9 protein-coding genes are annotated in these 20,794 nt (G+C 50.6%); 3 read left to right on the forward strand and 6 right to left on the reverse strand.

Annotated features, from left to right (window positions below):
• Window positions 1–60 precede the first annotated feature (60 nt).
• Window positions 61–4,578, forward strand: a complete 4,518-nt coding sequence (locus A0W33_RS00890; RefSeq protein ID WP_068836412.1) for a DUF7619 domain-containing protein — start codon at window positions 61–63, stop codon at window positions 4,576–4,578.
• 122 nt (window positions 4,579–4,700) lie between these two features.
• Window positions 4,701–4,838 carry a hypothetical protein gene (locus A0W33_RS20805; RefSeq protein WP_157577981.1) on the forward strand — a complete coding sequence of 46 codons (138 nt, stop codon included), beginning with the start codon at window positions 4,701–4,703 and terminating at the stop codon, window positions 4,836–4,838.
• A 10-nt stretch (window positions 4,839–4,848) separates the two neighbouring features.
• Here the strand turns inward: A0W33_RS20805 and A0W33_RS00895 are convergent, their stop codons facing one another.
• A complete protein-coding gene (locus tag A0W33_RS00895; RefSeq protein ID WP_139237105.1) occupies window positions 4,849–5,661 on the reverse strand; it encodes a CPBP family intramembrane glutamic endopeptidase in 813 nt (270 codons plus the stop codon).
• Window positions 5,662–6,132: 471 nt separating this feature from the next.
• Window positions 6,133–11,967: a carboxypeptidase-like regulatory domain-containing protein gene (locus tag A0W33_RS00900; protein ID WP_068836414.1), complete on the reverse strand. Its 5,835-nt coding sequence runs from the start codon at window positions 11,965–11,967 to the stop codon at window positions 6,133–6,135.
• A 297-nt stretch (window positions 11,968–12,264) separates the two neighbouring features.
• On the opposite strand from A0W33_RS00900, the gene chrA reads away from it, so the two are divergent.
• Window positions 12,265–13,605, forward strand: coding sequence for a chromate efflux transporter (gene chrA / locus A0W33_RS00905; protein ID WP_068839859.1), 1,341 nt, complete (start codon window positions 12,265–12,267; stop codon window positions 13,603–13,605).
• 145 nt (window positions 13,606–13,750) lie between these two features.
• On the opposite strand, the gene A0W33_RS00910 is transcribed toward chrA, so the two are convergent.
• The 4 genes from A0W33_RS00910 to A0W33_RS00925 all read right to left on the reverse strand — a co-directional run bounded on the left by A0W33_RS00910 (window position 13,751) and on the right by A0W33_RS00925 (window position 20,585).
• A complete protein-coding gene (locus A0W33_RS00910) occupies window positions 13,751–17,380 on the reverse strand; it encodes an ABC transporter permease/M1 family aminopeptidase (protein ID WP_068836415.1) in 3,630 nt (1,209 codons plus the stop codon).
• Between the two features lie 89 nt (window positions 17,381–17,469).
• The gene (locus tag A0W33_RS00915) at window positions 17,470–17,727 is read right to left on the reverse strand and encodes a hypothetical protein (RefSeq protein ID WP_068836416.1); all 258 of its coding nucleotides are present in this window, start codon (window positions 17,725–17,727) and stop codon (window positions 17,470–17,472) included.
• Entirely contained in the window at window positions 17,727–18,626 is a 900-nt protein-coding gene (locus tag A0W33_RS00920) for an ABC transporter ATP-binding protein (RefSeq protein ID WP_068836417.1), read from the reverse strand. The genes A0W33_RS00915 and A0W33_RS00920 overlap by 1 nt, the downstream gene beginning before the upstream one ends.
• A 57-nt stretch (window positions 18,627–18,683) precedes the next feature.
• Window positions 18,684–20,585 (reverse strand): serine hydrolase domain-containing protein, encoded by a 1,902-nt coding sequence (locus A0W33_RS00925; RefSeq protein ID WP_068836418.1) that lies wholly within the window; start codon window positions 20,583–20,585, stop codon window positions 18,684–18,686.
• Window positions 20,586–20,794: the final 209 nt, after the last annotated feature.

Consider the following 20,794-nt stretch of genomic DNA (forward strand, 5'->3'; position numbering starts at 1 on the left):
ACCTTTAGGCTCTGTTACTGAACAACCTATACTTACCCATCCACCGTCTACTTATAACCTATGCGAACAGCTTTACTTCTGCTTGTCTTCTTATCTTCGTTTGCAATTTCCGTAGCTCAGACACCAGCTTATAAACCTGCCTACGTTTTAGGAAACAGCCTGAACAACCCTTACGACATAATGGTGGGAGACGATGGGCTGCTGTATGTTTCCGACAGCTATACTACCCGTTTATTTGACAGATCGGGCACATTCAAATGCGAGCTCCACCTTCCTGGGAAGTATAATGATTGGAATTCGAATACAGGGTTTGGCCGCGACAGGGAGGGCAATGGGTATATTCTCACCACATATTATGATGGTGCGGTACATAAAGTTACCCCTACAGGTGAAGTATCCCTCTTGCTCGGTGGAAGAGGCACGCTTCCCGGGGAATTTAATAATCCAAAAGGCATAGCAGTGGCACCTGATGGCACCCTATACATTGCTGACACCCAGAACCACAGAATACAGAAGTTCGATAAGAACGGAGAGTTCCTGTTGAGTTATGGAAGTTTTGGTGCTGCATCAGGCCAGTTTAACATGCCAACGCAGCTTGCCCTGGATAAGAATGGAAATTTGTATGTAGCAGACACCAACAACAACCGGATTCAGGTTTTCAATAGCGACGGGGGCTTTATAAAGCAGATAAGCGCAACAGCCAATCCCGCACTGCCACATTTTTACCCTGCAGATGTAACGGTAGATGCTCATGGAAAAATCTACGTAGCCGATGTCTCCCGGTATAGCATTCTGGTTTTTGATACGGCTGGCAACCTGATCAGGAGTTTCGGGTCCAAAGGCAGAGAAGACGGTCAGTTTATTACTGCACATATTTCAGTTGCCGTAGATGCCGATGGGTTTGTGTATGTGGCGGAGAGCTTTGATCCCAGCCGCGTGCAAAAGTTCTCGCCAGAAGGGAATTTTATACTTGCTTTTGGCAACACAGGTACCAAAGCAGGCTTGTTGGATAATGCAACTGTTGCTGCTTCTGACCCTATAGGTAACATTTTTGTAGCCAACTCCACTTCTGGTCTGGTAAAGAAATTCAACAAAAACGGTGATCACCTCTTAACCTTCGGAGGCAGGGCTGACTCGGACGGGCAATTCAGAGGTTTCCTGGGCGACATGAAAATGGATAATCAGGGTTATCTGTATGTGCTGTCTGCCGACTCAAAAGGCTCAATCCAGAAGTTTAATTCACGCGGGGAGTTTATAGCCAGGTTTGCGCCAACCTCTGCCAGCGGTGCATCTGAACCGGGCGCACCAGGCAAGCCCTTGCACATGGCCATAGACCCTGAGGGTTTCGTTTACCTGTCGGATGGTGGTTTTTTGTACAAGTATAACCCGGCCGGAGCCTTTGTTGGCAGAATAGCTTTCATAAACAATGAGACCGGAGCCCCGGTAAACTTTTCCGACAACGCCATGAGCGGTCGAATCATTTTCGAGATAGACAATAACGGGCTCCTGTATGTTGCCCTTCTGCAGGGAATGAAGATATTTGACCTTAGTGGGAATTATATCAGGGATTTTATACCGCAAGACGCCTCGTACGGCATCTATGCCCTGGGTATCGCATTTGATGCACAGAATAAGATGTACACCACCGTGATGGGATACATGAAAAAGTATGATCCTGCTACAGGGCAGTTGCTGGACATCAGTACGTACCATTACTTTCTTATCAATCTCCTCAAGGGCACGGTAACAGTGAATGCATCGGGCACACATGTGTTTGTTGCAGGAGTACATAAAACGCTAACCTGTTTTACCAATGATGCAGCAGATGCCGGAACGGCCAGTTACATATCCGGCACTGTTTATCATGACAAGGATGAGAACTGTGTAAAAGACAGCAAGGAAAACGGCCTTGAAGGAATAATCGTGGAAACAAAGCCAGGTCCATACTATGCTATCACAGACAAGTATGGAAAGTATACAATAGAGGTAGCACCAGGCACTTATACGACAGCGCAGATTCTGCCTCAGAAAACGGGCTCAAAAATAGCGGAAGTCTGTGCACCGGATGAAAAGTTATCGGTTACAGCACTACCGGGTATTACACCAGGGCCTGACTTCGGCAACCGCGTCACCCTCTCCCCTCACCTCACCGTCGGCGTTTCCTCCACGCGCCGCCGGCGCTGCTTCGAGAGCACCACAACTGTGCGCTACGAGAACTCAGGGTTTGCCCCTGCACCGGATGCCAGGGTATACTTGCAGCTTCCGGCCGAGGTGGCACTGCTATCTGCAGACAGGGCCTATACCCGCCAGCCCGACGGCACATACGCGTTTGCGGTGGGCAACCTGGCAGCAGGCCAGCGCGGCACCATCACCATCCAGGACATGGTGACCTGCGGCGACGAGAGCGTACGCGGCCGCACCGTCTGCACCCGCGCCTGGATCACGCCTTCGAATAACGCACCCAGCCAGCCGACCCCCACCATCACCCTCACCGCCCGCTGCGATGCCACTTCAGGACTGATTCGTTTTGTGATTCGGAACTCCGGCACAGCCGACATGGCTCAGTACGAGATGTTCCGCAAGTTTATAAACGGCAGGCTGGCCTCCAAGGAGCAGTTCAGCCTGGCCGCCGGCGACAGTATGGTGCTGTGGGTGCCCTCCATGGGCGCTACCTGGCGGCTGGAGGCGGACCAGCCGGAGGGCAACGGCGACAACAAAACAGCCAGCGTGACCATGGAGTCCTGCACCGGTGTGAATGCAGACTCCACCAGGAGCTCCGGCTTTGTGAACCTTATGCCGACAGACGACGAGGAAGCCGAAGCCTCGGAGGAGTGCATGCTGATCACCGACTCGTATGATCCGAACGACAAGCTGGTGACACCGGTGGGCAGAACCTCCGAAAACTACACTTCCACCGGCACGGCTCTCAAGTACAAGATCCGCTTTCAGAACACCGGTACCGACGTGGCTTACCGCGTGGTGGTGGTCGATACGCTCTCCGAGCACCTGGACCTTAGCACGCTGCAGGTCGGGGCCGCCTCGCACGCCCACCGCCTGGAGGTGAGCGGCAAGGGCCGGCCGGTGCTGACCTGGACCTTCGACAACATTATGCTGCCCGACAGCAACGCCAACGAGCCGGGCAGCCACGGCTACATCCTCTTCAGCATCAAGCCGAAGGCGGACCTGCCGGAAAAGACCGCCGTGGAGAACTTCGCCGACATTTTCTTCGACTTCAACTCCCCTGTCCGCACCAACGTCACCCTCAACCGCATTTACGATATGCCGCTGGTGGTGGACGAGGAGGTGCGGGTGAACCTGGAGGATGTGCTGGCCACCCCAACCATCGTGGCCTTTGCCCCCGCAGCCGGCAAGACCGGCGAGGAAATCACAATCACAGGCAAACGCTTCGCCTCTAATGCCGCGGGCAACAAGGTATTCCTGAACGGGAAAGCCGCCACCGTAGTCGGCGCCACCGAACAAGAGCTGCGCGTGCTGGTGCCTGCGGGCGCGACCACGGGCTCCCTACAGGTCATCACCCCTGACGGTGGCGCTACAGCAACAGAGACGTTTGAGGTGTATCAGCCGCCCATACTTAGTTCCTTCAGCCCGGCAGAGGGCATGGCAGGGCAAACCGTTATCCTGCAGGGGCAGCACCTGCAACCGGAACTGATCAAAGCTATAAAGCTGGGCAACACGGACTGTGAGATATTAAGCCACACAGGCAGCGCAATTACAGTACGTGTTCCTGCCGGAGCCACAACGGGAGCCTTCCTGATCAGCACAAAGGGCGGTGAGGCGGTGAGTGCCGCTTCTTATGTTGTGTGGTACACACCTACCATCAGCGGCCTGAGCAAAGACACTGAAATCGTGGGCGCTTCCATCAGCATTATAGGGGAAAACTTTGCCACCGACAAGGCACGCAACAAAGTGCTTTTTGGGCAGGCGGCGGCGCAGGTGCTGGAGGCAACGCCACAGCAACTGGTGGTGCGGGTGCCCGAGCAGGCGGAGTCTGATCTTATCACGGTAGAGACACCGGGCGGGCGGGCAGCCACACCGTTCAAGGTGATACCTGGGCCGAGGTTCACCGCCATGCAGCCGGCACTGGGAAGCGTGGGAACGGTGGTGGAGATCAGCGGCCAGCACTTTGGTGTTATGGGCCTGCAGGACAGAATCACGTTCAACGGGCAGCAGGCGCTGGTGCTGGAAGTATCCAGCGACAGGTACAAGGTGCGAGTTCCGCGCGGAGCTACTACCGGCAAGGTGCAGATAACCGGCTACGGCGGCGTAGCCTACAGCACCGCCGATTTCGTGGTGGAGGAGCTCCCTCCTGCGGAGGCTATAAAGGTTTACCCGAACCCAACTTCCGGCCGCTTCACCCTTAGCCTGCAGCACGCCGACTTCGATGTGCAGTCCGTGGAAATTTTTGACGGGATAGGCAGATCAATCCATACCACCACCATAGAGGGCCCACGGCCGGAAAGGCTGGAGTTGCAGATCAGGTGGGCAAAACCCGGCCTCTACACCCTGCACGTAAAAACAGAGCGGGGCCTGATCATCAAGAGGCTGACAGTGCTGTAGTTGCCACGGGTGTGCAAGTATACTATTAACATTTCCGGCAACTCTAGTCACGTAAGGGATTTTGCCGGATAAAGCGACGCAGTATAAGCGCGACTAGTGAAAAGGTTATAAGTCCTTCCTGCATGAAGAGTACAAGCAAAGGCGCTTTTTACAAGGAGCAACAGCGGCGCTATGGCGCGAGGAACAGCTGTAGCCAGGTGCTGAAAGCGCACCTTTACAGTCTGAAGGGCAATGCAAACCTGAACGCAGGTAACATGTAAAACGACTCTTTCACAGTTTAACCAGCGCCGCTTTCTGCATCCATACTTCTTTTGGAACACGCTTCATTAAAAGCCAACCTGCCCCTAATATCAAAAAGCTCATTCCTGTTACCACAGCGAGCGTGAGCACAATTGTGGTTGTAGTGGGGTTCGATGAGACAGCCTCCACCCCACTTAAAGCGCTGGCTCCGTTCGTAAAGTCTACCAGGAAGTGAAGAAAAATAGGCACAAGTATGTTTTTGGTTTTCAGCAACAGGCAGGCAAAAAAGAAGCCGATCCCAATCGCAAATATTATAGTATTGATGACACTCCAAAAGTTTTCAGGGTGCCTGATCAGCCCCACCAAGTGCACAGCGCCAAATAGCAGGGAAGAAACCCAGATGGCCTTTGAAATAGGCTGCTTCTTATTTGCATAATGCAGGATCATCAGGGGGAAAACGATTCCCCTGAAAAGCAGTTCTTCCAAAATCCCGACAAGGGCCTGTGCAACGCCAAACAATAACACCATAGAGGGCGCTGCTGCCAAATAGAATTCATAACTCGAGTACGATAGAAATAATATAACAGCGACAGCAAGCAGCAACAGCAGGGGATTGGAAAAAGAAAACGGCTGCAACCCGTTGAAAGGCAGCAGCTTTTTCTGAACGATAAAGATACTCAAGCCAATAATGATCAGAATCCTTAACGCGGAGCCCAGTATCATTTCGCTCATAAACGGTCGTCCCAACATAGAAAGCGAAAGCTCCTCCAGGGGAATCCTCAACAGCAGCACTAATAAAGTAGCAGCAATAAGAAGAAGCGAATAAGTAAATGCTTTCGTCATAGTTTTTAAGTTTCGAGCGGCCAAGGGTTTGTTTTTAGTAAGTGCGGCAAGAGCTAACACCTTAAGTATAAAAGGCGGCTACTCCCGCTTTAGCTTACAGAAAAGTACACTCAGTATTCCATAGGAAGAAAATCATTTATACCAACCCGCACTTTACATCGACTGAAAGTTTAGCGGCTTCTGATGCCTTGGTAAAGAAGAAGAAAACATCGACAGAAGTGAGTGAGAAGAAGTTGATTTAAGTGTAAAAGCTGTCGGTAGAACCAGCGCGTAGTACATACCAAACACAATTGTGAGGAAGGCATTGCTGCTGCATTTCAGTCCTGCGCCTGATAATGCAAAGCAGGCATGCTGGAAAATTTAATGGAAGATTCTGTAAAGCTATACTTGTAGTTATGTCAGCAAAAAAGCCACTCCTTTAATTGGGGAGTGGCTTTCTGCCGGACTCTTTTATCCTGTTGCGAACAAACCTTACCTCACAATTACCTGCTTTAGTTTATTTCTGCCAAAGAAGGTCGGGAAATACATTAATTCTGCTTTTGCCGGGTTCAGGGTGTAGGTTCCGGTATAGCGTGGCAATAGTTTTACAGTATAGGAATACTTTCCCTCGGGCAGCTTATCGCAGAAGATGCTCACTTTATTTCTGAAGTATTCCCGGTGCACTTCATTAGCTCCTCTGTCTGTTTTTGATTCGTAAGAGCAACTGGCAGGTACAGGCACTTCTATCATCATGTAGTCGGCATCAGCTTTTACCTCTACCTCCACCAGCATTTCTACTGGTTTTCCTGCCTGCAGCACCGCATCCTCTTTTAGTCCTTTTAGTGTTGTCTTCACTACAAAATCTTCTGTTACGGGCTGGGGTGTTTTATTCCAGGTGGTTTGGTAGGCAGTGAAGTATAGCGGGAGCTCTCCCTGTTTTCTCACGATTAATGGCTGGCCTGCCAGAAACGTCGTATCCGCAACAAAGCCCTTCACCTCCATGTCAACGGCTCCTGATAGGCTAAAGCTATTCGACGCCATACCCGTGCTGCCTGTTTGGTTTTGGAGCAGGTCTGGCAGCAATGTCTCCAGCACCCTTGCCGATTCATAGGTATTTCGCCAGTGCCCGGACTTTCGCTCACTTAGCAGGTACGCCCTGATCTGGGCAAGCTCTCGCGCATGATCGCCTGCAGCACTTAAAATCTTATAGGCGAGCAGGGTGTTGCTGATGTTGTTGTCAACTAGACTGAATTTCTCTTTTCCCCAGAACAGTCCACCTAGCATAGTCTGCTTTTTATACTTCTGGAGCGTATCCAGTTGTACGGGCAGGCCGATCTGCTGCTTCAGGCGGGTCAACCTGAACTGGTCTTCCAGCCCAGTATTCTTCTTTTTTTCCAGCTCTCGCACATAGTGGGTAAAATCGACCTCTGCTTTTAACGCATACAGCGTTTCGAGGGCTGTTAGCTTGTCGTTTTGCCGATTGCTTTCCAACTCGTAAATCAGGTAGTCTACCAGCTGCTGTTCCTGGTATTTTACTTTGTAGTTTTCAAGTTTGGCCATCGTCAGCGCCTCTGCTACGTGATTCGTAATCCAGGAGTAGGCCGGGCCCTGTTCCCACCAGGTCCAGGCGCCGCCTTTCAGCTGTGTTCTCTCCAGGTGCCTTATGAGCCTGTTTACCATGCGGTCGTAGGCAAAAGGCTGACCCAGCTGCTTTCTTATCCGTTTCTCCAGCAACAAACCTTTTAGCTTCGATGCGGCCTGTTCGCTGCACCAGTACTCATACTTGTGCAGGTAGTCTATTTCATTCAGCATCACCTGTAGCAGGTCTCCCTGCGTGTGCACCGTAACAGGGCCTTTCGCCGGATCAAAATCAAGTGTGAAGGTCGTGTCGGCATAGAGCGGCAGGAAGTATCCCTGTGTTTCTTCCACTCCCTTCGGGTAAACAGTTACAAAGCGGCGTTCGCCATCTGCAAAACCTGAAGCCCGGCGCAAACCAAAAAGCACCTCCACAGAGTCCGGTGCTGCAGGCGCTGTCAGGTGCAGCGTGTCTGTAAAGGTTTTCTGCAGCTGTTTCTGGTGCTCTTTCAGCCTTTTGCCTGCAACTTCAAAATAAGTGGTTACTTCAGCAGAATCAGGCATGTAGTTCAGCGCTTTTCCCACTACATGCGCCTCGTCGCCCTCCACCAAAAAGCGCGGCAAGTGTAGGGTAGCCATCATCGCCTTAAATGACTTTATATTCCCTGTAAAGAAACCGCTCTGCCTGCTGTTGTTCATGCCGATCACATAGGTGTTCCAGCTCGTAATGTCATCCGGAAAGGTAACTTTGAAAGTCGCTTCTCCTTGCTTGTTTGTGGTTAGGCTCGGTTGCCAGAAGGCATAGTCAGAGAAGTTGTTGCGTATAGCGTTTGCCTGCTCCTGTACTGCATCGGTAGTTGCAAGTGCAGCCCCTGCTTTTGTAGTGATGATAATCACACCGGCTGCCCCGACCGATCCGTAGAGAGCAGTCGCTTCTTCGCCTTTCAGCACAGTAGTTGTGGCCACGTTTTTAACATCTTCCAGTGAGCCGCTATAAGGAACACCGTTTACAATGATCAGAGGCTTGGCATCATTGGAGTTTATACTTATACTTGCCACACCCCTGATGTTAACACCTGCTACCCGCCCCTGTAGCGCAGTGGCTACTGAACTGGTTACCGTGTTATTTGATCTGCTAACGCCGTAGCCTGTCACCACTACTTCCTGTAATTGCTGAATACTGATATCAAGTGTAACATCTACATTTCCACGGCCATTTATGTTTTCTTCTTTTGGATCGTAACCAATGAACCCGAATACCAGCACACCATCAGCAGGAACATACAAAGTATAGTGCCCCCTCATGTCTGTTGCTACGCCTGTAGTTGTACCTTTTAGCAGCACTGTAACACCTGGCAAGGGCTCGCCTGTGGCTTTATCAGCAACGATACCAGACACTTCATGGTCGTATTGCTCAATGCCGGAAGTATAGCTGAAGGTTGTTTGCCGCGCTATCTGCTTTTGTTGCTCCTGCTCTTCTGCAGCATTCCGTTCTGCTTTTTTGAGCTGCTTCACCCTTTCGTCAACCAGGTTCAGCAGGTACTTGCTTTCATTTGATGCTTTTTTCAGAGCAGTGGAGTCAAAGGAAACGTGTGTCTGCCCGTTAGCCTTTAACTTGACATCAGCCGCCGCAAAACGGCCACTTTCAAAAGCAAGGGTTAAGGTATAAGTAGCAGGCTGCAGGTTATGGAGTATCGTGCTTTCCCTTGGGTAAAACAGCATACTATCCGGCTTTCCGGCTTGATGCAACAACACCAGCTTAACCCGCTCTTTCAGTTTAGGCTGCAGGCTCCAGCCTAGCCTGCCAGTGCCAGCTGCTATACCAGCTGAATTAGAAGTATAAAGTTTACCTAACAGGCGTTCATACTGTACATCTTCCCAGTTGTCATAGATCTTTCTTTCTGTTAAAACCTCATGCCGCAGCAGTTCAGGCTTTCGCTCCCACTTGTCCCACAGAGGCAGGCTAACCTTGTTTTCCATTCCTTTAATTTCCCGCATCTTCAGCAGGCCCGGTTCAAAAGAGTAGGCATACCCCGGCTCCATCATGAAGTTGGTTGTAAAGTTATGGAGCCGCACATACTGCATCCAGTTTGGGCTAAAGGGACCCACCAAAACCGTTTTCTCCTGATTGCGATTAGAGTAGTATCTCGGGGCGCTGTCACCTAGCAGCAATACCCGATTTCCCTGTTGCAGGTAAGCGGCGTTGTCGCTGTTGCTGTAGGCTACCCGGAACAGGTATTTGGAGAGCACCCGTCGCTCATAATCGGTTAGCCACAACTTTTCAGCAGGCGTGGCAATCGGGTTATCGACAGCCGTTATGTCTGCGCTAAGTATAAGTTTATACTTGTGCTGCAGGTACACACTGTCCAATGAGATGAGTTTATCGGCTGTGCGAAGCTTAATTGAATGGTAGCCGCTATCGGCGGCAAAGGCGTAAGCGGGCAGCACATCCGTCTGCGAAAAGTAGACCGGCACATTATCCAGGTACACTACATGCACCGGCACTACCCTTCCCGAATCAACCACGAAGGGCGAAAATTGCGTGATACTGTCTACAGTGGCAGCGTAGTCGGTAAAAATTCCCTTTTCCGGGTACAGGAAATGATAATAGGCCATACTATCAAGCCCCATTCGGCGTCCCCAGTAGTCCCAATCCATCAGTTTTTTTCCTTCCAGGCGTTCGTCATTCCGTTCCAGCTGACGGTAAGGCTTTTGTTTTTTGTAACGGTCCCAGGTGGGCAGGCTAGGGACGTGCTGCGCCTTGAACTTGGATGTCAGTGCATAGGCGGTCAGGTCTACATTTTGCACCGGTTTGCCTTCGGCGTCTGTTACGGCTACTTTTAAGTCTGCTTTCTGCCCCGGATACACCACTTGCGGTGCCTGTAGGTCTATGGTCAGTAAGCGCTTTCGCAAAGGAGCATCTTCCTGCAGTTGGTGCACCTCCCCGGCCCACACGTACTGCACCACAACAAAGTATGGCTGACTGCCTTTTGCCTGCTGACGCCGAAAGTTTTCAGCAGCCATTCCGTGCCCCTGCTTCACTAACTTTTCGCCCCGGTAAATAAAGTACCAGTACGGCAGCCGCCTTGGGTTTTCAATGGCTACATATAAGGAATCGCTCGTTCTGGAGTTCTGTAAGGTTATATTGGCCGCTTCATGCGCCATTAAGTCCAGCTCTTCATACAGTTCTCCTGAGGTAACTTCGTAGCCTGCGGCAAAAGCATTTAGTGGCACTTTGGCTGGCAACTGTACGGTGCTTTCCAGAATAGCATCATAATCAGCATTGTAAGCAGCTAGTGTGGCTTCTCTTTCCTTAGACTGATCTCCCTCCTGGTACCTCACCAGCAGGCCATCCTGAAGCAACTCGATGCTTAAGTGGCCATTCGTGAAGTGGTAGGTTGCATTGCGGGTCTTGGATGTACGCTCGTTGCTGGCGTTTAAGAAGTTGGCTGTTACGGCATAGTCTATACTTGCTTCCGGAAAAACACTTTGTGGAAGCGTAATAGTCGTTTCACCTGCAGCATCCAATGGCTGCTGGTGGAGCCAGAGCGTATCCGGGACAAACAGAAACGGCTGTTCACTTTTAACAATCCTTCTGGTTGTCACCACTACCTCCACCCGCGCATCCAGGAGGTTAAGGCCATTGGCATTCGTGCCCTTGGCTTTTAGGCTGTTTTCCTGGCCCGTGTGATGATTGTCCTGCTTTAGGTTCAGGGTATAGCTGTTTTCCTTAAGTTCATAATCCTCGTACCTGAACGAAGTATAAATAAGATCCTGCTGCTTTTTGTCAGGTCTGCTTAGGGATAGATTATACACTTGATCCAGTTCCAGTTTAAGGCTGTCGTGCAAAATAAAGAAGCCCTCCAAAGCGCCGCTTCGGTAAGGCTTTACCTCCCCTAGCCTCTTTTCCTTGGTCCGGTAACTGTACAGTTTAAGGAGAGCTTTTCCCTTGTAGGGGTTGCCGTTTCTGTCCACTATAAAAGCTTTGTACCTGACTGTGTCCCCGGGCAGGTACTTCGGTTTGTTTGTGATAAAATAGCCTTTATACTTGCTACTCTCATCCTGCTGGCGGTACTGCGAATCAAACAAAGAAGCAACACTGCGTAACCAGCCTTGCGGGTGCCACCCCCGAACGGAACGGTAGGTGTCGTAGAAGGGCCGCCAGATATAGTATAGTGGCCTTGCGTAAACAATTTTGTTTAGAAAGCTCCTGTTGCTGGTGTAGTTTTTTGCTTTCTCAAGCTTTACATAGTGCGTAAATCCGTTCAGACGTACGGCAAGTAGCGCATCCTTCGGCTTGTACCTGAGGCTGTGCGTATGGGTAACAGGATTATAAGAGGCTTTTCTGTTATTTACCAGTACTTCCGCCTCAGGTATGGCGTTGCCCAAACTGTCGTGCACCAGTACATTCAGCGCAGCCCGCTGCTGCAGCACTTTAATCGAAAACGGTGACACCGTGTGCAGCGTGTACACAAGATCAGGCCCCTTGCTGTGCATGTATAGATAATGGCCCTGAGGCAGGGTAGCATCAAAACGGGTATTAACTGCAAAGGAGTCAACTAATGAATGAAAGTATGAGTCTTTCACTACCCCAGAACCCAATTTATGTAGCGTATGGGCTTCCTTGTCTGTCAGTTTGTAGATGTAAGTATAGTGGCTGCGGAAGGAGGTCTTCTCCAGGCTTTGCTGGGCATAACCGGGGTTTAGGAGGCAGAGCAGAAGAAGGAATGCAAGTATAAGTTGTTTCAGCATAGCGGGTCGTGTGTGCACATAAATATACAAATCTATATGTTTATACCTGCATCCATTTTAGCCCATAGAAGCTGAAAAGCATAAGTGATTATAACTTGCATCATTTAACTGGCACCGCAGTAAAACAGCTATAGCTGTTTGAATTCTGTAGATAAGGTCTGGACTTTAGGCCATCATTTGGTGCAGCAAAGCGCAACCAAGCGTAATGAGTTTGAGGGACAATTTTAAAAGTACATGCTACTGCTGCTCTGGTTAGTTATATAATTGTGTATGATGTTTGTAAACAAAACAGATGATATGAGCGAACAGCATTCACCCGCCATTCCAATTGCCAAGCCGGGTTTCAGAGAAGCCTTTTACTTCTGGTTGAAACTGGGCTTTATAAGCTTTGGGGGACCTGCAGGCCAAATCGGAATAATGCACACGTTTCTGGTGGATCAGAAAAAATGGATCTCTGACCGTAAATTCCTGCACGCGCTCAATTACTGCATGCTGCTGCCCGGCCCCGAGGCACAGCAACTGGCTACCTATATCGGTTGGCTGCTGCACGGAACAGCGGGCGGTGTGGTAGCCGGGGCATTGTTTGTGCTGCCTTCCGTCTTTATCCTGCTCGGTTTAAGCGCCGTCTATGTTACATTCGGGGAAATACCCTGGGTGGCGGCTATGTTTTATGGGTTAAAGCCCGCCGTGGTGGCCATTGTGATCCTGGCCCTTATTAAGATCTCAAAAAAGTCCTTGTTGAGCCTTTTACACGTGATGGTAGCCGTTGCCTCCTTTACCGGTATTTTCTTTTTCAACATTCCCTTCCCTTACATTATTCTGGGTGCTGTACTCTTCGGCTGGCTGGCCATGCGGTTGTACCCTACCCTGATCACCGAAAAGAAAACAGCGCGCGAAATCTCCGAAAATGAAAAGGGGTATTACCTGAACATGGATTCGGAGGTACCGCATACAGCTTTCCGGGTCGGGCGTTTGCTGAAACAGCTCGGCGTTATTGGTGCGTTGTGGGTAATGCCTTTCCTGGTTCTGAACATGAGCCAGGGCGCTGCCTTCTGGGAGAGGTTGGTGGCATTTTTCACAAAAGCAGCTTTTGTAACCTTTGGCGGTGCCTATGCTGTTTTGCCCTACGTGGCACAAGTGGCTGTGGAGGATTTCAACTGGCTGACCAGACTGGAAATGATCGATGGCCTGGCTTTGGGAGAAACCACCCCTGGTCCGCTCATCATGGTACTGGCCTTTGTAGGGTTCATGGCGGGGTACAATTATTTCGGTGGCTCCCTGCTCATGGGCTCTCTTGGCTTACTAACGACCACCTATTACACGTTTTTGCCTTGCTTTCTGTTTATTCTGGCGGGCGCTCCTATCATAGAGAAAACCCAAAGCAACAGTAGCGTTAAAGCAGTGCTGGGCGTGGTAACAGCCGCGGTGGTGGGCGTAGTTTTGAACCTTACCGTATACTTTGCCCAGGCTGTTCTCTTCCCTGAGCGCCTTTCCCTTCAGGCGCTTGACATTTTCAGCTTCGCCTGGATAATTATTTCCTTGGTAGCCATGTACCGGTTTAAGGTAGGAATGATTCCCTGGATTGGAATCAGTGCCCTGGCCGGATTGCTCCACTTTCTTTTTACAGCTTCCGCCTAAAGTATAGCCTATGTACCTGCGACTTAAAAAAACCTTCAGCAGCATTGCTACTGGTCAAAACGTTTTCTCGGCCTAGCCAAGAGCAGCTTCCTCAGTTTGCGTCCTGCATAATTCTGTTCTCCTACCCAATTTCCCGGCTCAACTTTTAAATCAAATCAAACCCCTCTTCGGCTACTCCCTCCAGCTTCACTTTTCGGGTATTATTCTCTAGGTTCAGGTCAATCAGCAGGTAATTCGGATCGATATCGGCGCGGGAAGGCTTTTTCTTTACTTTCACCGTAATCGTCTGCACGCCCGAGCGAATGCGGTGCTTTTGCAGGTAGAGGGGCTTACCTAATTCCTTCTCCGAAGCCGCGAAAACGCCGACTTCCACCCAATCATGCATCGGCACAGCTACTTCTGCACCTGTGCTGTCGACTACCACTTTTCTGGCGTCCACTTGAAGCGTTACTTGCCAGGTACTGGAATCCAGCTGCTGAGCCTCCGACTGAACCGCTTTAAGCTGCCAGTAAACGTTCTTCTCAAAGTAGTCGTGTAACAGGTACTGCAGTGAGTCGGGGGTAACAACCTTCAGTTCCCGGTACAGATCAAGAGAGGTCGCAAAAGGTGGTTTTCCTGAGCCATACTTCGTAAGAAGTTGCCGAAGCGCGTTGTTCACGCGCTCTTTACCGATATACTCGGACAAAGCATGCAGGGCAAGCGGACCTTTTCGGTAGCCAATGAAGGCGTCGGTAGCCTGAAGCAAGGGGGTCGCTGCGCGTGACCGCGGCACTTCATACGATTTGCGCCACATGCTCAGGAGCTTCCTTGCATGCTCCTTCCCGTAAGTTTCTTCCACCACCTGCAGGGATGTGTAATTGGCGAGCGTTTCGGACACCACAATACCACCTTCCACATGAGCGGGAAGTAACTGCGCCGCGCCCCACCACTGATGGGCTATCTCATGCGCTATCGGAAAGTAGACCAGATCCAATGCCCATGGATTATCCTTCTGGTTGGAGAAGGTAAAAGACTCTCCATAGTCAACGGTAGTAGGTTCTGCGTTCAACTCACCCGCATAGCCCGAGCGCTCAATAAGGGTGATATGGCTGTAGGGATACGAGCCATACTTTCTGGTGTAGTAGGCGAAGGAGTCCTTTACACTTTTCACCATCCGGTCTATGTGTTCACCGTGTGCCGGGTGGTAATACAACCGGATAGCTACTGCCTGCCCTGATTCAGGGTTTTTCCATGTTGCTTCCTGCGTGGCATAGTTGGCAGAAAAGAAGGAGTAGTTATTCCGGATGGGCGCACTGGTCGCATAATGGAAGTAATTACGCCCGCCCGCTTTCCATGTACCAAGCAGCGCTCCCGGACCGATTGCCACCTGCCCGGCGGCTGTACCCACCACTGCCTCCAAATGTATCAGCTCCTGCCCGGGCATAATGCGTTTGGTATTCGCAGCATCATAAAGCGAAGGAACAGCCCATGGGCCCAAGCCATACTTCTTTCTTTCTCCATTGTCTCTTAGCTCGCGCATGGCCTGGTAGCCCACTGCAGGCAACCAGTTATAGTTGATGAAGTAGGTGCCGTTTTCAATAACGGATACAACTATTCCCTTGTGAGGAAACCCCTGTGCATGATACGCAACTGCAAAGCTTAAACGGAGGGAATCGCCCGGCTCCAGTGGTTTGCTTAACTTGTAGATGCTGTGGCCGAGTTGCTGGTCTTCCGCTATACTTGTAAACGCACGGTCAAATTTGACAGCTCCTGTCTTCACCCCATTTGCCGTTGCCAGGTGGATGGTGTCTATCGGCAGGGTGCTTTTGTTGATCAACGTATAGGCGCCTCGTATCTCCGCGCTCCTGTCTTCCGGATAAATTTCTACCTGAAGCTTAGTTCCTGTCAAAAGCGGTTGTGGCGTGTGCTTATACTTGCCATACTTCAGCTCATATTGGGCAATTTTTTCCGTTCTTTCGGCGGCAGTGCTGTACTCGTTCAGCACGTTGGTGTTATAGAAAATATAGCCGCCCGAAATCAGAACAAAACCTCCTGCTGCTACCGCCGTCAAAGCAGTGGCCCGGGTAAAACGCTGGCGCGTAAGCCGCAGGCGCATCCAGAGCTTCTCCGACATACTTCGAACCCAGAACAGCCGCGCTGCTACGGCGAACAGCATTGCCCAGGCTGCCCAGTAAAGCTTGAACCATAGCCAAGGCGCCAGGTATGGACCAAAGCCGCGCATATCGGTGTAGGACCAGCCCGGATCTGAGGCATAGAGTAGCAGGTTGTGCTCAATCCCGATCTTTGCCGCAAATACCATGGCTAGGTAAACAAGCAGCATAACCAGGTGCCCGAGGTATTTTTGATTTACCAGCACATGCACCACCAGTGCAAGTAGCGCGAAAAGCAGGTAGTTGGTGAGCTGAATTCCGAAGAGCACCTTCAGCAGCACCCCTACTTCTACGGTAGGGTAGTTCATTGTCATAGGAATGATAACTCCGGCCAACAGCAGGAAACCCAGCCACACCCCCATGATAAGTGCCAGTCCTAAGAAATTGCCCAGAAAGAGGGACCATTCTGAAACTGGCATTGTATGCGAAATTTTGTCCAGGCCAGCCTCTCTTTCTCTCCACACCAGTTCTCCCGCATAATAATTAATAAGTATGGGTATGATGATCAGCGGGGTTTGAAAGTCCCGAAGAGATGCGGTCAACATTCCCAGCAGGTTCATCAGGTTGGGGTACTGCGGAACGCCACGAAATTCAAGGTATTCATGGGCAAAAACGATCATCTGCAAGGTTAGGAGTCCCACGACGACTAGCCCTGCCTTGCTCTTCACTATTGCACCGAATGAGTATCCTGCAATAGCAAACGTTTGGCGTACATGGGTTGCAACGCTGAAAGCAGGGGTTATGGTAAGTGGCGTATTCCTCCTGGTTGCACGAGCCACTGGAGCCTCCACGCTGGGCTTTCGTTTAAAGCGACTCCACCAGTTGCCCGCTGCTGTATGCACAAAACTGAAGCGGAGGTAAGTATAAGAAAGTATACCCAGTGCTAAACTTAGCCACAGGACGCGGTTCCAGAGAAACATGCCTTCCAGGCGAAGCAGGCGCGTATTCTTTTCAAAGGCTGTCCATGTATCCACACTGCCAATGATGCTGAAGCCTACAGGATCTATCAGCTTTACCAGCTCCCAGTTTCCTGCAAACTTAGCCACCATCGTTCCGATGAGTGGAAAGATGATAGGGAACAGAAGTAGGCTGCCCACATAGGCGACAATAGCGTTCCGATTTAATACCGAAAAGGAGAACTGGCAGGCAGTAACAATAAAAGCGAGCGGCAGGGAAAGGTAGAAGTAAGTTGTCAGAAAAGCCTCCGCCCGAAAGGGACCCAGTTGTGCGGCGTCTACCGTGCGAATATGAAAGCTTAGGAAAAAAGCTAACGGAATCGCCAGTTGAATAAGTGCATTCAGCAGGAAAGCCGCCAGAAAACGCCCGCCCAGGTACTCGATTTTACGGACAGGAACAGTATACATTAGCGGATGCATGCGGGTTTGTACATCCCGGGCAGCTGCATGCCCGGCAATAGCTCCCGCCGACAATAACCAGATAACGCTCGCAAAAACTGTTATGAAGATAAGAGAGGAGGGCGCATTCAGAAATACGGCATCATCCGAAGACTCTCCTATCGCTGAAAAGAACAAAGGAAACAGAAAAGCTATGCCCAGGTAAATCCAGGTCGAGACGCTGCGTAGCTGGTAGTGGAATTCAAATCGGAAGATTTCACGAAACTTCATGGCCTTGCCTTTTTTTGTCGTTTATTTCTCTGACTTGCAGGTTTAGCTGCTGTACTTGTCCCCTGTGTCTCCACCTCCACTACATTATCTTATGTTGCCACATCCCGCGCTGCCGCCTCCCCGGCGATGGCCGCGGCCATCACGAGCCAGATCAGGCTTCCGAATACCGTGGTTTTCGCTACAGAAAAAGGAGAGTTAAGAAAGAAGTTGGCGTACAGCACCTCCGAAAGGGAGCCGTCCCGCGTCATTAGGAAGCTCAGTACAACCAGGACAACGATGAAGAGCCAGGGCCAGGAACGGTGTATCTGGTAGGCCAGCTCGAAGCGAAAGATCTTCCAGAACTTCATTATACGGTCTCCTTTGTCTGGCTGAAACTGTAGTAGCCAGCCATGGTGCTGAAGTAAACATCCTCCAGGTCGGGCTCCACCAGCTCAAAGCCATGGCCGGGTGCCTCTTGGCTGTAAATGTGCACCATGGTGCGCCCGCTCAATAATTTGGTAGAGATTACCTGGTGCTCCTGCTCCAGATAAGGTAGCGTGTGCTTCTCAATCAGCTTGCGCCAGATATGCCCCTGCAGCCCCTCCACCGCCTTCAGGGGCTCTGCTTTCAGCAGTATCTGTCCCTTGTTGATGATGGCCATGGTGGTGCACAGTTCCGACACATCCTCCACGATGTGGGTAGAGAGAATCACCACGCTGTTCTCGCCCAACTCGCTCAACAGGTTGAGAAAGCGCACACGCTCCGCCGGGTCCAGGCCTGCCGTGGGCTCATCCACGATCAGCAGCTTTGGGTTGCCCAGCAAGGCCACTGCTACGCCGAAGCGCTGCCGCATGCCCCCCGAAAAGCCCCCCAGCTTCTGCCTGCGCACCTCCCACAGGTTTGTCTGGCGCAGGAGCGCTTCCACCACTTCTTTTCGTGCCTTTCGGATGGTAGTACCCTTGAGCACCGCAAAGTAATCGAGCAAATCCTCCGCCCTTGCTTTCGGGTAAACACCAAACTCCTGAGGCAGGTAGCCTAGCGTTTTACGCACCTCCTCCTTCTGGTTTACCACGTCTATGTCGCCCAGGTGAACCAGGCCCTCATCCGGCTCCTGCAGCGTGGCCAAAATGCGCATCAGCGTAGATTTTCCGGCCCCGTTCGGTCCTAGCAGTCCAAACATGCCTTTGGGAATGGAAAGCGTTACGTTCTTCAGCGCCTGCACGCCGTTGGAATAAGTTTTCGAGAGGTTGGTAATTTGAAGTGCCATACGCTTACTGCTTAGTTGCGGTAGTTTCTATTAATTTGTTACCTGAAATGCGGCCACCTACGCCCAGGTTCGCAGGCCTATTAAGCCATAGAACAAAAAGTAGCATGCCATTAGAAGATGTAATACTGACAGGAAAGCGGCAGGAAAATAAGCAGCCCTTTTGATGCCCTTATTTCTGTACCAGACCACCATGACAAAAGCGAAAACTGCCGAAGCAAAGAAGGCTATAGTTGCCAGCATGACAGGAATTGAGATGAAACTGGGTTTTGCCAGGTATTCTTTTCCTTCCATAGCCCCTGCAGCAAGAAGCACCACAGCTATTCCCAGGAACACGACGGGTAAGAGAGACCAGATCCTGACCAGTAGAGGAGCACCTCTGGGAATTTTGCCTTTCCAGTACCGGTAAGCCCAAAAGGGCAACAGGAGACCAGCATGCAGGACAAATGCTATCCAGAGCAGGAACACTACTACTCTTCCGAGCACCAGTATAGCGGGAACAGGAGCCAATGTAACCGTACCGCTTTCCGCCCCGGCCAACTCTAAAACCTGACCAGCCAACGGATCATTCACTACTACAAAATCATTTCTACCTGTGTGAAGGTTATGATACACGCCCCTTTCAACAGGTACGAACCTGACTATCCGGCCAATATGAGCAGGAAACTGATTATACACAGTGTCTCCCTCTGACCAGACTCTTTCTACGAGCAAGGGCGGCAATTTGAAAGGCAACTGCTTTATCGGGTTTATCTGCAGGTAATATCCATCAGCAGGTTTCGCGATAGCACCTGATCTTATAGAAAAGATAGCTTGCTCAGGCTTTGGCAGGTGGCTGGTTTGATATTCCCGGATAAGAGAACCAATTTTTCTGATTGCTGCCGTGTTGTCTGAATTGGTCTGAACTGCATAGCCTAAACCATATCCCGGCAGGTAAGAAAAATCAGATTTCCCGGCACCCACGCTGCCGCCATGTTTGTAATAAGTATAACCGTTAAAATTGGAAGTATAGAGACCCAGCCCATACCCAAATTTTAAGCCTGCCTTTGCGCCCAGGGTGGTTGAGGGAGTCTCCATCCTTTTCAAGGATCTTTCGGAAAGCAGTTTGAGAGAATCAACCTTGCCCATGTTGATAAAAAGCTGCAGCAGTTTGGCCATGTCCTTCGGAGAAGCGTTGATAGCTCCCGAAGGTCTTGTAATGAGATGCCAGTATTGCTGTGGGTATCCTTCTTTGTATAGGATGGCTCCTTTTTTCCTATAGTCATCAGAAAGAAAAAATGTCATGGTCTCCATACCCAGCGGAGAGAAATAGTTTTGCTGGATATATGTTTCGTAGGGTTGTCCAGCGATTTTCTCGACGATGTAGGCGGCCACAGCCGGACCGGAGTTGGCGTAGGCCATTCTTGTTCCAGGCACCCATTTGGATGTCCTGGAATGTGGATGAAAATCCAGTCCATCTTTAAGGGATATTGCTTCGGGGTCGTTGTGAATAAGTTCAGCCAGGTGAATATCATCCCACCCAGTGGTATGCTCCAGGAGATGCGCTACAAGTATGGGATTTGTCTTTTCCCATTGATTTTCAAATTCAATTTCCGGCACTAAGTCTTTCACCCGGTCATGCAGGCGTAGCTTTCCCTCCTCCTGCAGTTTTAGAATCGCAAGCGCAACAAATATTTTAGAAGTAGACCCGATTCGGAACATGGTTTCTTCGTCGGCAGGAATTCCCTTTTCCCCATCGGCCATTCCCAGGCCTTCTATCCAAACCGGTCCGTCTTTATCTACCAGCGCAACACCGGCAGCAGGTGTTCCGGTATCTTTTAAGACCTGCAGGATGGCTTCTCTCAATTCTTCAATGGTTTGTGGTGCCTTTTTTCCCTCTACCTGCTGGCCATGGGCTACAGGGGTAAGTATGACAGAAAACAGAAGTATAAAAGCGATGAAAGGGGGCCTGAACGTTCTCATAAATTAGTCACAGAAAAAAGTCACGGTTGATACAGTACACTGTATACTAGCTGGCCTTACCTGCGCACGGCGCGTTTACAGTTCATCGTTTGCAGTGTGTTGTGGCTGCTTTTGCGCCTTCACAACACTGCATCCAGTTAAAAAGAACTTTGCATTACAAAGCGCAGGGGCAAAAAAAGAGAACTATGAACTCCTCCGCTCCAGCCGAA

The organism is Pontibacter akesuensis (assembly GCF_001611675.1).
Taxonomy (GTDB): domain Bacteria; phylum Bacteroidota; class Bacteroidia; order Cytophagales; family Hymenobacteraceae; genus Pontibacter; species Pontibacter akesuensis.